General features: G+C 66.4%; 13 protein-coding genes, 2 pseudogenes and 1 other annotated feature. Of the genes and pseudogenes, 4 read left to right on the top strand and 11 right to left on the bottom strand.

All coding sequences use genetic code 11. The annotated features are described in order from the left end of the window. The 10 genes and pseudogenes from VFG49_RS13000 to prmB all read right to left on the bottom strand — a co-directional run. A pseudogene (locus tag VFG49_RS13000) lies at positions 1 to 689 on the bottom strand (IS3 family transposase); the annotation flags it as partial. Continuing rightward, positions 295 to 411: a sequence feature (AL1L pseudoknot), on the bottom strand. (Overlaps the previous pseudogene by 117 nt.) A 144-nt stretch (positions 690 to 833) precedes the next feature. Next, positions 834 to 1,460, bottom strand: a complete 627-nt coding sequence (locus VFG49_RS12995; protein ID WP_324861137.1) for a phosphoribosylanthranilate isomerase — start codon at positions 1,458 to 1,460, stop codon at positions 834 to 836. Then, positions 1,457 to 2,224, bottom strand: coding sequence for a tRNA pseudouridine(38-40) synthase TruA (truA, locus tag VFG49_RS12990; RefSeq protein ID WP_324861135.1), 768 nt, complete (start codon positions 2,222 to 2,224; stop codon positions 1,457 to 1,459). The genes VFG49_RS12995 and truA overlap by 4 nt, the downstream gene beginning before the upstream one ends. A 104-nt stretch (positions 2,225 to 2,328) precedes the next feature. Beyond that, positions 2,329 to 4,683, bottom strand: coding sequence for a FimV/HubP family polar landmark protein (locus tag VFG49_RS12985; RefSeq protein WP_324861133.1), 2,355 nt, complete (start codon positions 4,681 to 4,683; stop codon positions 2,329 to 2,331). Between the two features lie 178 nt (positions 4,684 to 4,861). Beyond that, on the bottom strand, positions 4,862 to 5,167 hold the full coding sequence (locus VFG49_RS12980; RefSeq protein ID WP_324861131.1) for a hypothetical protein: 306 nt from the start codon (positions 5,165 to 5,167) through the stop codon (positions 4,862 to 4,864). Beyond that, positions 5,167 to 6,195, bottom strand: a complete 1,029-nt coding sequence (locus VFG49_RS12975; protein WP_324861128.1) for an aspartate-semialdehyde dehydrogenase — start codon at positions 6,193 to 6,195, stop codon at positions 5,167 to 5,169. Before VFG49_RS12975 ends, VFG49_RS12980 begins: the two co-directional genes overlap by 1 nt. Positions 6,196 to 6,317: 122 nt before the next feature. Next, positions 6,318 to 7,334, bottom strand: coding sequence for a D-glycerate dehydrogenase (locus tag VFG49_RS12970; RefSeq protein WP_324861126.1), 1,017 nt, complete (start codon positions 7,332 to 7,334; stop codon positions 6,318 to 6,320). A gap of 50 nt (positions 7,335 to 7,384) precedes the next feature. After that, the gene (gene aroC / locus VFG49_RS12965; RefSeq protein WP_324861124.1) at positions 7,385 to 8,473 is read right to left on the bottom strand and encodes a chorismate synthase; all 1,089 of its coding nucleotides are present in this window, start codon (positions 8,471 to 8,473) and stop codon (positions 7,385 to 7,387) included. A gap of 34 nt (positions 8,474 to 8,507) precedes the next feature. Continuing rightward, the gene (locus tag VFG49_RS12960) at positions 8,508 to 9,074 is read right to left on the bottom strand and encodes a GNAT family protein (RefSeq protein WP_324861122.1); all 567 of its coding nucleotides are present in this window, start codon (positions 9,072 to 9,074) and stop codon (positions 8,508 to 8,510) included. A 4-nt stretch (positions 9,075 to 9,078) separates the two neighbouring features. Then, on the bottom strand, positions 9,079 to 10,005 hold the full coding sequence (prmB, locus tag VFG49_RS12955) for a 50S ribosomal protein L3 N(5)-glutamine methyltransferase (protein WP_324861120.1): 927 nt from the start codon (positions 10,003 to 10,005) through the stop codon (positions 9,079 to 9,081). 94 nt (positions 10,006 to 10,099) lie between these two features. Here prmB and asd point away from each other — a divergent pair, with 94 nt between their 5' ends. Continuing rightward, positions 10,100 to 10,945, top strand: a complete 846-nt coding sequence (gene asd, locus VFG49_RS12950) for an archaetidylserine decarboxylase (protein ID WP_324861118.1) — start codon at positions 10,100 to 10,102, stop codon at positions 10,943 to 10,945. Between the two features lie 146 nt (positions 10,946 to 11,091). Next, positions 11,092 to 11,526: a hypothetical protein gene (locus VFG49_RS12945; protein WP_324861116.1), complete on the top strand. Its 435-nt coding sequence runs from the start codon at positions 11,092 to 11,094 to the stop codon at positions 11,524 to 11,526. A 140-nt stretch (positions 11,527 to 11,666) separates the two neighbouring features. On the opposite strand, the gene VFG49_RS12940 is transcribed toward VFG49_RS12945, so the two are convergent. Further along, the gene (locus VFG49_RS12940) at positions 11,667 to 13,163 is read right to left on the bottom strand and encodes a transglycosylase SLT domain-containing protein (protein WP_324861114.1); all 1,497 of its coding nucleotides are present in this window, start codon (positions 13,161 to 13,163) and stop codon (positions 11,667 to 11,669) included. 162 nt (positions 13,164 to 13,325) lie between these two features. On the opposite strand from VFG49_RS12940, the gene VFG49_RS12935 reads away from it, so the two are divergent. Beyond that, on the top strand, positions 13,326 to 14,834 hold the full coding sequence (locus VFG49_RS12935) for a helicase HerA-like domain-containing protein (protein ID WP_324861112.1): 1,509 nt from the start codon (positions 13,326 to 13,328) through the stop codon (positions 14,832 to 14,834). Between the two features lie 72 nt (positions 14,835 to 14,906). Next, positions 14,907 to 15,094: pseudogene (locus VFG49_RS12930) on the top strand (hypothetical protein); the annotation flags it as partial.

Raw genomic sequence — 15,094 nt, 5'->3', positions numbered from 1 at the left:
CCGATTGACCTTGTCCAGCGGACAGGGCGCTTTGCTGTCGCTGATCGTCGTGCGCACCACCTTGCCGCGCATCACGCCGCGCAAGCCGAGCCGGCGCATCAGCCGCTCGACCGTGCAGCGCGCCACCGCCGTGCCTTCGCGCCCCAACTGCCGCCAGACCTTGTCGGCGCCATAGACCTGCATATTGGCCCGCCAGACGCGCTCAATCTGCGGCACCAAGGCCTCGTCCCGTTGAGCCCGGGCGCAGCGCCGGTGAGGTTCACGTGCAAGCGCCGCGTGACAGCGATATCCCGACGGGGCGATCTGCAGCACTTTGCAGATCGGCTCGACTCCGTGGGTGCTGCGGTGCTTGTCGATAAACGCCCTCAGGACTTGAGTCGGCGGTCGAGCTCCGCCTGGGCGAAAAACGCGCTGGCCAGCTTCAGAATCTCGTTGGCCCGGCGCAGTTCCTTGACCTCGCGTTCCAACTCCTTGACGCGCTGCGCCTCAGCCGTGGTCACGCCTTCGCGCACGCCACTATCGATCTCCTGGCGCTGGACCCAGCCCAGCAGCGTCTGCGGCACGCAGCCAATCTTCGGGGCAATCGATTCGACGGCAGCCCATAGCGACGGGTACTCCCCGCGATGCTCTTGCACCATGCGCACTGCGCGCTCGCGGACTTCAGGTGAGAACTTGTTCGACTTGTTCATGGCTCCATCTTCTCAAGAGTTGGAGCCTCCTCAAAACCCGGGGCGGTTCAACATTCCTCGCTCCTTGTAGGAGCGCACCCAGTGCGCGATTGCGGGACAAGACAGCGTGCGATTCCGCAAGCCGATCGCGCACTGGGTGCGCTCCTACAGATGCGTTGATGCGCTGCGCACGGCGTGGATGAAATCCGCGAGCCTGCGCGGATCCTTGATGCCCGGTGCCGATTCGACGCCGCTGGCGACATCCACCGCCCATGGTCGCGCGATGCGGATGGCCTCGGCGACATTGGCCGGGGTGAGGCCGCCAGCGAGTATCAGAGGCTGCGCGAGGTCGTCCGGCATCAGTGACCAGTCGAAGGTTTTGCCGCTGCCGCCAGCCTCGCCCAGGCCATGTCCGTCGAGCAACAGTCCGGCGGCGGAGGGATAACGCCGAAGCTTGTGCAAGGCCACCTTGCCCTCGCCCATGGCGATGGCCTTGAGGAAACGCCGGCCGAACTGCGCGCACCAGTTGTCCGGTTCCTGGCCATGGAACTGCAGCAGGTCCGGCTGCACCGCTTCGATCACTTCCTGTACCACCTCGGCATCGTCGTCCATGAACAGGGCGACAGTGCCGACGAAGGGCGGCAAGGCATCCACGATGGCACGCGCCTGTTCCAGCGTGACGCGGCGCTTGCTGCGCGCCGTGAAGACCAGGCCGATCGCATCCGCTCCCAGCTTCGCCGCGAGCAGCGCGTCCTCGGCGCGGGTCATGCCGCAGCATTTGATACGCGTCATTGGCTCACCTCTGCCGGCAGGCCCCAGTGGGCCTCGTAGCGCGGCCCGATAAAAGTCAGGCCCGATGCCAGCGCCGTCGGTCCGGCCACTTCGCGATTGCGCCCCGCGAGCAGTTCGCCCACCCACGACACCGCTTGCTCGCCACGCCCGACCGGCAACAGCGAACCGACGATGTTGCGCACCATGTGATGCAGGAAGGCATTCGCTTCGATATCGATGAGCACGTGCTCGCCCTCCCGATGCACGCTCACCCCCTGCACGACGCGCCGCGCATGCGCCGCTTGGCAGGACACGGCGCGGAATGACGTGAAGTCATGCTCGCCAATCAGGGCCTGCGCCGCGTCATGCATGCGCGTGGCATCCAGCGGCAGGCGCTCCCAGGTCACGAAACGCGCATCGAGCGCGGCGCGCACGGGCCGGTTGAGGATGCGATAGCGGTAGCGCCGGCTGCGCGCGGAAAAGCGCGCATGGAACGCCTCGTCCACCGGCTGCGCCCACAGCACGGCAACGCTGGCCGGCAGGTTGGAGCACGAGCCAAGCACCCAGCCGCGCATGTCCCGCTGCACGTCGGTGTCGAAGTGCACCACCTGGCAACGCCCGTGCACGCCCGCATCAGTGCGCCCCGCACAAGTCACTTCCACGGGATGGGCGGCCACGAACGACAGGGCCTTCTCCAGCGCGCCCTGCACCGTGTCGCCGTGGCTCAGTCGCTGCCAGCCGGAGAACTCGGTACCGTCGTATTCAACGCCAAGGGCAAGTCGCATGAAGAAAAAACACCATCAACAGGAACGACAAGGGTAGCAGGCCCCAAACGGACTCGGGCCGGCAAAAGCCGACCCGAGCGGGACTTGCTGCGACGAGGTGGACGTCAGTGGATGCTGTCGAGCAGGCGCTTGGCCACGTCCTTCTGCATCTGCGTACCCTCGTGCATGACTTCTTCCAGCATGGCCTGGGCACCATCGGGGTCGCCCATGTCGAGGTAGGCGCGCGCGAGATCCAGCTTGGTATCCACCGGGTCGTCGCTGAACTGGCCCACGGCGTGATCCAGGTCGCCAGGCGGCAGCTCATCGGCCGGCTCGGCGAACTCCCAGCTCGAGGCGCGCAGCTGCAGCTCTTCCTCTTCCAGCTTCTCCTCGACGACGGCGTCGGCCGGAGCGCTGGCCGAAGCGTGCGCATGGTTGTGGACCGGGCGCGGCGTCAGGTCGAAGTCGAAGTGGTACTCGCTGACCTTCTTGTTGGCCGACGACGGCATTGGCGGCGGCGTGGCCGCTTCCTTCTCGTCCGCATAGCGATCGAGATCGAAGTGATCGAGCGCGTCGTGCTCGTCGCCGTGCGACGACAGCGGCGCACCGTGAGAGAACAGCGGATGTTCGGGCACCAGGTCTTCGCCCATGCGGACCACTTCCTGCCATTCCGCCTGCTGCGGATCGGCAACGTGGGCGTGCATCGCTTCGGCGGCTGCTTCGAAGTGCTCGACGTCGCGACGGCTGTAGTAAAGGCTCACCAGCTCCAGGTGCAGGCCGATGTCATCCGGATGCTCGGCCAGCTGGTCAAGCAGTTCGTCCTGGTCCGGGTCGAGGCTGTCCGTGTTGATCGGCGGCACCGTGCCAAAGCGATCGGCCAGCGAGCTGGCGGCACCTGCGGCGGGAACAGCCTTGCGGCTGCGTCCACGCAGGGCCAACAGGAGCAACACCAGCGCGGCGCCGGCACCAGCGGCCCAAGCCCAGGTCTGCATGTACCAGGGATCTTCTTCGGCGATCGCAGCCGGCTTCGATGCGGCGGGCTTGGGCGTCACCGGCTTGGCTGCTTCCGGCTTGACCGGTGCAGGAACCGGCGTGGCTGCCGTGGCAGTGCTGGCAGAGGCGGGCTCACTGGCCTGCGGTGCTGCCGAAACCGGTGCAGCGGCCGTGGTCGGCGCACTCGCGGCAGCGGCCGGCGAGGCAGCGGCCGGCTCATTCGCCTTCACCATGGTTTCCTGGGTGGGCTTGGCCGCTTCCGGCTTGGCTGGCGCGCTGGCGGCAGCGGCCGGCTGGCCCGCGGCCTTGCGTGCGTCAGCCAGCTTGTGCTGCAGCTCGGCGATCTCGTTGTCCTTCAGTGCCAGCAGTCGCTCGTTCTTGCCGTTGATGTCTTCCAGGTCCTTCAGACGCGACTTGAGCTCATCGCCCTGCTGCTGCAGGGTGGTCAGGGCTTCCTGGCTGCGCAGCAGATCCTGGTGCAGGGCGTTCATGCCCTGCTCGGCCTTGGCGGACTTGTCGCCCTTGCTGCCGCGCCCGGCGGCATTGTCGGAACCTTCCTTCGCGGGAACCAGCGCCAAATGGTCGCCCGCCGGTGCCTTGGTGGTCGGTGCGGAGGACGCGTTGGCGCGTGTGCCGGCATCGGCCACCGTGGTCGGCGTACGGGCAGCACCCGAACGCCAGTCGCTGTTCTGGCGCATCACTTCGGCAGCCGCCGCGGCCACGGCCGTGGCCTGGGCGTCATCCTTCGACGGCACCCTCAGCACGGCGCCGGTCTTCAGCGCGTTGATGTTGTCGCGATAGAACGCATCGGGGTTGGCCTGTTTCAGGGCCAGCAGCATCTGGTTGAGATCGACGCCCTCGGGCGCGGTCTCGTGCGCGATCGCCGACAGGGTCTGGCCGCGCTCCACCGGAGGAAGGCTGCCGCTGGCTGCAGCTGCACGCGGCGCCGGAGCCGGCTTGGCGGACTTGGGTTCCGCTGCGGGCGCGGGTGCGGCGGCCTGGGCCGTCGAGCTCGCCGCTGCCGGAGCGGCCGCGCGGCGCGAAGCCTTGGCGGGAGCCTGCGTGGGCGAAAGAGTGGCGGGCACGCTGGCGGCGCTGTTGGGTGGATCGAGCAGGATGGTGAACTCGCGCAGGCTCTTGCCGGTGGCGTTGTTCACCTCGACCAGCAGGTCAAGGTAGGGGTCGTTGACCGGCTGGGCACTGGTAATGCGGATGATCTTCCTGCCGTTGCTGCCATCCACCACGGAGAACTGCAGCGGAATCGTCGGACCCGCGGCCACGCCTGCCTGAGCCGCGTCTTCGGCGGACGCCAGCCGTGCTGTCAGGTTCTGCAATTCGGCCGGGCTGCCGGGGTTGACCGGAATTTCGGCCAGCAGGGGCTGCCCGAGGGCGGATTTCACCTGGATCTGGCCCAGTTCCAGAGCGGCTGCCTGGCTGCTGCCGAGGGCAAGCGCCAGCAGCATCGACAGCTTCAACGAACGATTCATCGTGTATTCCCCCGAAAGACCCCGTAACGCTTCTTATTGGCTCACCGCTGGGCGGCGGCACCTGCAACGAGGGGTCACTTTAGTTAGGTACAAGCCAATCAACAATAGCGCCGGCCAGTGTTTACAACATCTTGCTGCGGTTTGTTCTTACCCACCCACCCGGGATGGATGCCCACGCTCAGGGATGGCCGTTTCCCTTCTGCGTTGACTGCATTGCCTTCAGCTGGCGCTGCAAGTCGGCGATCTGCTGATCCTGCTGCTTGAGTTTTTCGTCGGCCTGGTGGGTACGCGACTCCTGGCGCTGCACATCCCCTTGCAGCTGCTTGACCTGGGTCTGCTGCGAGGCGATGGCATTTTCCACCTGCTTCTGCTGCGCCTGCCCGCCCGCTGCCGCTGCCGCTGCCGCTGGCTGCACCTGTACTGCCCGGGCCGGCATGGAAAACACCAGCACGCAACATACCAACCCGGACAGCACGGTCTTCATTACAGATAGTCCCTGACGAGCAATTCGGCGACCTGCACGGCATTGAGCGCAGCGCCCTTGCGGATGTTGTCGGCGACGACCCAGAGGTCGAGGCCGCGTTCGTGCGAGATGTCCTCGCGGATACGACCGACGAACACCGGATCCTTGCCCGCGGCATCGCCTACCGGGGTCGGATAGCCACCGGCCTTGCGCTCGTCCATCACCACCACGCCCTCGGCCCTTTCGAGCAGTTCGCGCGCCTGTTCGGCGGTGATCTTGTCGCGCGTTTCGATATGCACGGCCTCGGCATGGCCGTAGAACACCGGCACGCGCACGGCCGTCGGATTGACCTGGATGGTCTCGTCCTCGAGGATCTTGCGCGTTTCCCACACCATCTTCATTTCTTCCTTGGTGTAGCCATTGGGCTGGAAGTCGTCGATGTGCGGGATGACGTTGAAGGCGATCTGCTTGGAGAACTTCTTCGGCTCGACGTCCTGGAAGCTCAGCATCGCGGCGGTCTGCTGGCCCAGTTCTTCCAGCCCGCTGCGGCCTGCGCCGGAGACAGACTGATAAGTGGCCACGTTGATGCGCTCGATGCCGGCCGCGCGATGGATCGGCGCCAGCGCCACCAGCATCTGCATGGTGGAACAGTTCGGATTGGCGATGATGCCGCGCGTGGTGTACTCGGCGATCGCGTGCGGATTCACTTCGCTTACCACCAGCGGGATCTCGTCCTGGTAGCGATACTCGGAGGTGTTGTCGATCACCACCGCGCCCGCCGCAGCGGCACGCGGCGCGTGCTCGCGGCTTACCGAGCCGCCGGCCGAGAAGAACGCGATGTCGACGCCGTCGAAGTCGTAGTCGGCGAGGTTTTTCACCGTGATCTGTTTGCCGCCGAAGGTGATTTTCTCGCCTGCCGAGCGCTCGCTGGCCAGCGGCACCAGCTCGCTGACCGGAAATTCGCGCTCGGCCAGGATGGCCAGCAGGGTCTCACCCACGGCGCCCGTCGCGCCGACCATTGCCACCTTGTAGCTGCTCTTCTTGCTCATGTCCCGTTATCAGGTAGGAGGAATCGGAATACCGCCCCGCGGCACCGATCTCCGCTATATGGCGGAAATCTAGCTGGGGCAGCGCACAAAACAACCTGCGACACGCATGGGCGTGAAAGTCATCACGCTTTGGACGTCGCCCGGCTCAAAACAGCCGGATTCAGCGGGGTCGGCGGTTTTCCGGCCGACTCGCCAAAACCCAGCGCCGCGATCACATTGTCGACAGCCAGGTTGGCCATCGCGCGACGCGTTTCTTCGCTGGCGCTGGCGATATGCGGGCTGAGCACCACATTCTCCAACGACAGCAGGTCCGGATGCACGGAGGGCTCGCCTTCGAACACATCCAGGCCGGCCGCCGCCAGCTGGCCGGACCGAAGCGCGGCTGCCAGCGCAGCATCATCGACGATGCCGCCTCGCGCAACATTCACCAGCACCGCCGAACGCTTCATCCGGGACAGCTCCAGCGCGCCGATCGCGTGCCGGTTTTCCGGTGTGAACGGCAGCACCAGCACGAGGAAATCGGCCTGGCGCAGCAGTTCGTCCCTGCTGACCAGCGCGGCGTGGCATTCCCGCTCCACCGCCTCCGGCAGCCGCGTACGGTTGTGATAGAGCACGCGCATGTCGAAGCCGAAGCCGCGGCGCGCGATGCCCTGCCCGATGCGGCCCATGCCGAGAATGCCCAGCGTGCGCCCGTGGACGTCCAGACCCAGCCAGTCGTCGAAACGCATGTTGCTGCCCGGCCATTGCCCGGCGCGCAACCAGCGCTCCGCGGCGCCGACGCGGCGGGCCGCCGCGAGCATCAACGCCCAGGCGAAATCGGCCACGCTCTCCGTGAGCACCTCGGGCGTATTGGAGGCAAGCACGCCAGCCCGCGTGAGCGCATCGAGATCGAGATTGTTGTGGCCTACGCCGAGGTTGGCGACAACCTTCAGACGCCTGGCGCCTTCCAGCACGGACGCATCCACCCGGTCGGCGAGGCCGACCAGGGCGCCATCGACATCGGCGAGCCTGGCCTTCAGCTCATCGGGACCGTGCTTGCGCTCGATGGCCTCGGCCTGGACGTCGAAATGTTCGGCGAGACGGGCAAGCACATCCGGGAACAGTGGGCGGGACACCCATACTTTCGGTTTGGCAGTCATCAGCGTACAGGTCTGTCTTCTTCTGCCAGCGCGCACGGCGCGCCGGAAACTTAAGGGATGCGGGGATGCATGTCGCCGACGTCGCCGCACTGGGCGCGATGGCGCAGCGCGTGATCCATCAACACGAGCGCCACCATCGCCTCGGCGATCGGCGTGGCGCGAATGCCCACGCATGGATCGTGGCGACCCTTGGTGACCACATCGACGGATTCGCCGGCCAGGTTCACGCTGCGACCGGGAATGAGGATGCTGGACGTGGGTTTGAGCGCCATCGATGCCACCACGGCCTGGCCCGTGCTGATGCCGCCGAGGATGCCGCCCGCATGATTGGACGTAAAGCCGTCCATCGCGATTTCATCACGGTGTTGACTGCCATGCTGGGGCACGACGCCGAAGCCATCGCCGACCTCCACGCCCTTTACCGCGTTGATCGACATCAGCGCTGCGGCGATGTCGGCATCCAGCTTGCCGTAGATCGGCTCGCCCCAGCCCGGCGGGACGCCTTCGGCCACAACATTGACGCGCGCACCGACCGAATCGCCCGACTTGCGCAGCGCGTCCATGAACGATTCGAGCACCGACACTTCATGCGCGTCGGGCCAGAAGAAGGGGTTCTGCTCCACCACGTCCCAGTCGAACGAGCCCGGCGTGATGTCGCCGATCTGCGCGAGATAGCCGCGCACGCGCACGCCGTGGCGTTCGGCCAGCCACTTCTTGGCGATCACGCCGGCCGCCACGCGCATGGTGGTTTCGCGCGCGGAAGAACGGCCACCGCCGCGCGGATCGCGGATGCCGTATTTCTGCCAGTAGGTGTAATCGGCGTGGCCCGGGCGAAAGGTCTGGGCGATGTCGCCGTAATCCTTGCTGCGCTGGTCGGTATTGCGGATCAGCAACGCGATCGGCGTGCCGGTGGTCTTGCCCTCGAACACGCCGGACAGGATTTCCACGTCATCCGCCTCACGCCGCTGCGAGGTGTGGCGGCTCTTGCCGGTGGCGCGGCGATCCAGGTCGGTGCGGAACTCTTCCACCGCCAGCGGCAGGCCCGGCGGACAGCCGTCGATCACACAACCGATGGCGGGACCGTGGCTTTCGCCAAAAGTGGTGACCGTGAAGAGTTTGCCGAAGGCGTTGCTGGACACGAGGCTCGTTCGTCTGCGGGGAAACCCTCACAGCTTAGCGCGATGCGGCCTCGCCTGCGTTCCCTTTGCCGCGCTCGCGCCATTCGCGCGCCAGCATGGCGAAGATCACGTCGTCGACCCATTCGCCGCGAAAACGCAGGCTTTCGCGGAAATGGGCCTCCTGGCGGAAGCCCAGCGAACGCAGCAAGGCCATGCTCGCGGTGTTGCGCGGATCGACCGACGCATGCACGCGATGGACGTCCAGCCGGCCGAACAAGAGGCCCAGCCACGCTTCCAGCGCCTCGCGGGCAACACCGTTGCCCTGCTCCGACTGCGCCACGGTGATGCCGAATTCGGCCTGACCGTCGCTTGAAAGACAGCAGCCGAGATCGCCCATCAGCGCGCCGTCGCTGCGTCGGCGGATGGCTCGCTGGAACCACTGCCCCGGCGATGACGCAGGCGCGTCGATTTGGTTACGGATGAAACGCTCGGCATCCGCCAGCGAATCGGGCCGCCAGCCCTGGTAACGCGCTACTTCGGGATCGGAGCGATACGCAAACAGCGTTGCGGCGTCGTGGACCTGCAATGCGTCGAGCCGGAGGCGTGCAGTCGCCAGCTCCATGGCATCAGCGGCCCTGGCGCGCCAGGGCTTCGGCGCGGATCGCGTCGGCGTGCTCGATCAGGTCGCGGCGCTCCAGCGCAAACACGCCCATCGCGCCGACCTTGAACTCGATCCACACGAAAGGCACCTCGGGCAGCAACTCGACGAGGGCGCGTTCGCTTTCGCCCACTTCGACGATCAGCAGGCCGTCGTCGGTGAGGTAGTCCGCCGCTTCGTCAAGCATGCGCACGCAGATGTCCAGGCCATCGTCGCCCGAGGTGAGGCCAAGCTTCGGCTCATGGCTGTACTCGCCCGGCAGCGCGGCGTATTCGTCCTCGGTGACATAGGGCGGATTCGACACGATCAGATCGTAGCGGCGACCCTTGAGGCCATTGAACAGGTCGGACTTGACCGCATCGACGCGGCCCTCGACGTGCTGGAACGCGATGTTTTCTCGCGCCAGCGACAAGGCCTCGTCGCTGATGTCGACGATGTCGACCTGCCAGTCGGGGTTGTACTCGGCCATGGCGATGCCGATGCAACCCGAACCGGTGCACAGGTCGAGCGCGCGCTCGACGTGGCGGTGGTCCAGCCACGGCTGGAAGCCCGATTCGATCAGCTCGGCGATCGGCGAACGCGGCACCAGGGCGCGGCGGTCACTCTTGAACTTGAGGCCCGCAAACCAGGTTTCGCCCACGAGGTAAGCCACCGGCAGGCGCTCGTTGACGCGGCGCTCGATCAGCGCAAGCACGCGCTCGCGCTCCTCGCTGGTGAGCTTGCCTGCGCCATAGGCCGGCGGGATGTCCGGCGGCAGGTGCAGGCTGGCCAGCACCAGATGGGTGGCCTCGTCGATCGGGTTGTCGTGGCTGTGCCCGAAGGTGAGCCCCGCCGCGGAGAAGCGGCTGGCGCCGTAACGGATGAAGTCGATGATGGAGGCGAGTTCGTGGGTCACGGCGGCTTGTCAGGCGTCAGGGGGCCGCCAAGTATAGCCGCAGCCGGCCCGTCACCCAGGCGTAATCATCCCGCGCTTCATTCATACTTGCGGGATGACCTTCAACGTACTCCTCCAATACATCCTTCCTCATCGTGCCCTGTCGCGGGTGGTCTACTGGGCCACGCGCTGGACCTTCAAGCCTTGGAAGGACTTCCTGATCGGCACCATCGTGCGCAACTACCAGGTCAACATGGCCGAGGCGGCGCAGCCCGATCCGCTGGCCTACCAGCACTTCAATGCGTTCTTCACGCGCAAGCTGCGGGCCGACGCGCGACAGGCCGATGTGGATCCGACCGCACTGCTCTCGCCGGCCGACGGCAAGATCAGCCAGATGGGTCGCATCGTCGATGGGCGCATCTTCCAGGCGAAGGGCCAGGAATACACGGCAGCCGAGCTGCTGGGCGACGACGCAAGCGCCGCGCCCTATCGCAACGGCAGCTTCGCCACCATCTACCTGTCGCCGCGCGACTACCACCGCGTGCACATGCCATTGAAGGGCACGCTGAGGGAAACCGTGCATGTACCTGGCCGCATCTTCAGCGTGGCGCCGTTCGCGGTGGAAGCGATTCCGCGCCTGTTCGCCCGCAACGAGCGCCTGGTCTGCCACTTCGAAGGCGAGCACGGCCCGTTCGTGGCAGTGATGGTCGGCGCCATCCTGGTATCCAGCGTGGCCACAGTGTGGGACGGGCTGGTGATTCCGCCGTATGCCTCGTCGATCCGCCGCAAGTCGTTTGCCGGCCAGAACATCACGCTGGATCGGTTTGCCGAGATGGCGCGCTTCAACATGGGGTCCACCGTGATCCTGCTGTTCCCCGAAGGTATGGCCGAGCTGGATACGCTGGCTCCGCAGGAGGCAGTGAAAGTCGGACAGAGGCTGGGCCAGCTCGTCAGCCACTGAGTTTGGCGTCAAGATATTGACGCACGGGTGACGCATTTCGTCGTTTTGTGACCTTTTTGGCGCATCGTCGTGTCGGGGATCATTAAGCTCCCTGTCAGGCGGCGCCTTGGGCGAGCGCCATCCCCTGGCCAGGCCGAGGAGCCTCCATGCGCATCGTCACCCGTCTCATCGCCATGAATCGCGCGCACCAATTGGGCCGCCAGTTCCGCGAAATCGAGCGCCATGTCCGCTCCCTGCCCAAGCGCAACCGCGCCCGCCTCGGCACCATGGCCCTGCGCGAGATAGGCCAAGCCTCGCGCTGCGAATTCCCGCACCTTTACGGCACGCCGCCGGAAGAGCGCTATCTGCCCTGGGGTCAGGGCACCGACATCGGTTTTGCCCGCGCCCGTTCGGACAACCCCGAGGTGGCCATGCGCGGCGTCTCCCTGTGGCTGGCTGCGGCCTACCACGAGACCAAGGACACCCCCCACGCCAACCTCCAGCCCCAGCACCGCGAACTGATGCGCCTGCTGCGCGAACTGAAGGAAGCGCATCGCGAAGATCCGGTGCAGAACTGGATGCAAGCGACCGCGGCTGCCTGATCTCCCCTGCCCGTGGAACGAAGACGCCGCCCTTGAGGCGGCGTTCTTCTTTTCGGGCGCCCGCAAGCTTTTCGTGGGAGTGCCCCGTGCTTGAAGGCCCTCCGCGGTCACGCGGCGGGCTCATCCCTACAAAGCCCGGCTCAGCGGCAGGTCGGCACCTTGAGGGACTGCCCGGGCTTGATGTGCTGGTGACTCAGGCCGTTCATCTCGGCCACTTCCTGCACCGACGTGCAGCCCACCTTGTTGACGATGCTGGTGAGCGTGTCGCCACGACGGACCACGTAACTGCGCGTCTTGCCACTGTTCGACGTCCGGGCCGGAGGAGCCGGCGGCGGAGACGGGGGCACGACGGGCAACACCGCGGTGTGCAGGTCGTTGGCCAGGATCGGCCAGGGACCATCCGTGCAGCGCGCCTCATAGGGCTTCTCCAGCACCTTGGGCACCATGATGCGCACGCCGGTCGGCTGGGCCACCTGCGGGTCGAGTCGCGGGTTGAGGTTACGCAGCGTGCGGAACCAGCCATCGCTCATGCCGGCGGCCGAACCCAGGCAAACCGTGAGTTCGGTCAGCGACGCCGGCCGCTTGAGCACCACGCTGCCCTGCGCGCCGTCCACGCGCGGAAAGCGCAGGTTGTAGCTCTCCGGATGCAGGAACAACCATGCCGCGGCGAGCACGGCCGGCACGTAATCGCGCGTTTCCTGCGAAAGCTGGTTGTAGATGCGCGGGTCGTAGAGGCTTACCGAGGGGTCGTCGCCCGCCAGGCGCCGCATGCGGCCCTCGCCGCCGTTATAGGCCGCCAGCGTGAGTTCCAGGTTGTTGTTGAACGCCTTCAGCTGCTCGTCCAGGTATTCCGCATTCGCGCGCGCGGATTCGGCGGGATCGAAGCGCGAGTCGAAGCCGTCCTCGGTATTGAGGCCGAAGCGCAGGCCGGTGGCGTACATGAACTGCAGCGGGCCCGCGGCGCCCGAACGCGACACCGCATGGACCTTGCCGCCCGACTCCTTGGCCAGGATGCCAAACAGCAGCGCCTCGGGCAGATCCTGCTTCTGATACTCCGGCCACATCTGGTACCGGAGGAACTGGTAGTTGATGTAGGCATCCATCAGGTTGCCGCGCCACTGCGTCAGCCACATTTCCAGCGCGGCCTTCACCGGCCCGTTCATGGCGATCAGCTGCGACAGCTGCTGTCCGCGCAGCAGGGTCACGCTGCGCTGCGCTTCGGGCAGGCTGGCCGCGCCGGTCTTGCCGCTCTCGCTGCCTTCAGGGGACTCATCGCCCATGCTGACGAGGTCGTCGCCCAACGCGAAGTTGCCGTCCTTCAGGCGCAGCAGGCGATCGAACGCGGAAAAGAAGCGCTGGGGATCGCAGCCGGGCGTGGCCGGGCAATGCGCGGCGGCGGTCTTGAGCTGGTTGAGCGAGGTATCCAGCGTCTGCTGCGACGCCTGCGTGTTGCCGGCACGCGCTTGCGCCACCGACGTCTCGTAACCCTTGCTGGCCTGGTCGAGCTGGGCGTAAAGCTGGTTGACCTGCGGCGAGGGCTTGGTCGCACTGCCGCCACTTGCACATGCGGCCAGCAGCATCATCGCGCCGGTGGCGGGCACCAGGCGCAGCGAACGGGAAAAAGCGGGGGAAAGCATGGACGACTTCACTGTCGGATCGATGGACGGACCTTACTGCGCGAAGGCACGGCGACTCAACCGATGCGGCGCGATGCACAGTGAACGCCGACGCGCCATGTGCCCGTGATGAGCCGCCGGGCGCGCAGCTACAATCAGCCGCCACTCCCAGGACGCAACGCCATGACGGACATTCTGATCGGCCGCAACGACAGCACCAGCGTCAATCTGGATCCACGCTACGGCAACCGGCACGGCATGATCGCCGGCGCCACCGGCACCGGCAAATCGGTATCGCTGATGGTGTTGGCCGAAGGCTTTTCGAAACTGGGCGTGCCCTGCTTCCTCGCCGATGCAAAGGGCGACCTCGCCGGCCTCTCGATGCCCGCCGGCGAGCCAGGGGACAAGCTCAGGCAGCGCCTGGCCAAGCTTGGCCTCGCCGACTGGAAGCCGCAGGCGAACCCGGTGATCTTCTGGGACATCTACGGCAAGCTCGGCCACCCGGTGCGCGCCACCATCAGCGAGATGGGTCCCACCCTGCTCGGTCGGGTGCTGGAGCTCAACGACACGCAGGAAGGCGTGCTCGAGGTGATCTTCAAGGTGGCCGACGACCAAGGCTGGCTGCTGCTGGATCTTGCCGACGTGCGCGCCCTGCTCGGCTTTGCCAGCGAGAACGCCAAGGACATCTCCAGCCACTACGGCCTGATCAGCACGCAGAGCATCGCCGCCATCCAGCGCGCGGTACTGAAGCTGGAACAGGACGGCGCCGACCAGTTCTTCGGCGAGCCGGCGCTGGAACTGTCCGACCTGATGCGCCAGGACATGAGCGGCCGCGGCGTGATCAACATCCTTGCGGCGGACCAGCTGATCCTCAAGCCGCGGCTGTATTCCACCTTCCTGCTGTGGCTGCTCTCGGAACTGTTCGAGCAGCTGCCCGAAGTGGGCGACCTCGACCAGCCCAAGCTGGTGTTCTTCTTCGATGAAGCGCACCTGCTGTTCGACGATGCGCCACCCGCGCTGCTGCAGCGCGTGGAACAAGTGGTGCGGCTGATCCGCTCCAAGGGCGTGGGCGTGTACTTCTGCTCGCAGAATCCGGACGACGTGCCGGGCAACATCCTCGGCCAGCTCGGCAACCGCGTGCAGCATGCGTTGCGCGCCTTCACGCCGCGCGACCAGAAGGCGGTGAAGGCCGCCGCCGAAACCTTCGTCGCCAATCCGAAGATCAATGTGGCCGAGGCGATCACGCAGCTGGCTGTGGGCGAAGCACTGGCATCGACCTTGCGCGACGGCGGCGTGCCTTCGCCGGTCGAGCGCGTGCTGGTCACCTCGCCCACCGCGCGCATCGGTGCACTCACCGACGCCGAACGTGGCGTCGTGCGCCAGCGTTCGCCGGTCGGCGGCAAGTACGACACGGCAGTCAATCGCGAATCGGCCGCCGAGATGCTGGCCAAGCGGGCAAGCGAGAAAGCAGCCGACCCGCAGGTGATTGCCAAGCGCGGATCAGCCGATGCGCCCGCCGACAAGCAGGCACCCGACTGGACCGGTGCCGTGAAGGACGCGCTGCTTGGTACCAGCCGTCGGCAAGGCATGATCGAAGCCATGGCGAAATCGGCAAGCCGCGCGGTGGGTTCGCGCCTGGGCCAGCAGATCGTGCGCGGCGTGTTGGGCGGCATCTTTGGGGGCAAGCGCTAAAGCCGGGTAACGCTTTGCGAGCGCAGGCTCGCCACGTACACGCCCTCCCGTCAAAGAAGCCAGAGAGTTTTCATGCCGCGCATCGCCACCGTTACTGCCGACACGCCGCTGGGTGAGCGTTTCGCCGCCGGCCTCACCTATCCGCTGCGCGGCGGCGGCCTGGCCACCTGCGTGGCACTCGCTTTCGCGCACTACCTCGCCTTGTTGCCTGCCTTCATCGGCGTGCTCGCGGGCTTCGCACTGTGGGCGTGCACCTGGCG

The sequence above is a fragment of the Dyella sp. genome (assembly GCF_035685885.1).
In the GTDB taxonomy this organism is placed as follows: domain Bacteria; phylum Pseudomonadota; class Gammaproteobacteria; order Xanthomonadales; family Rhodanobacteraceae; genus Dyella.
This window is presented reverse-complemented; position numbering and strand designations above follow the sequence as displayed.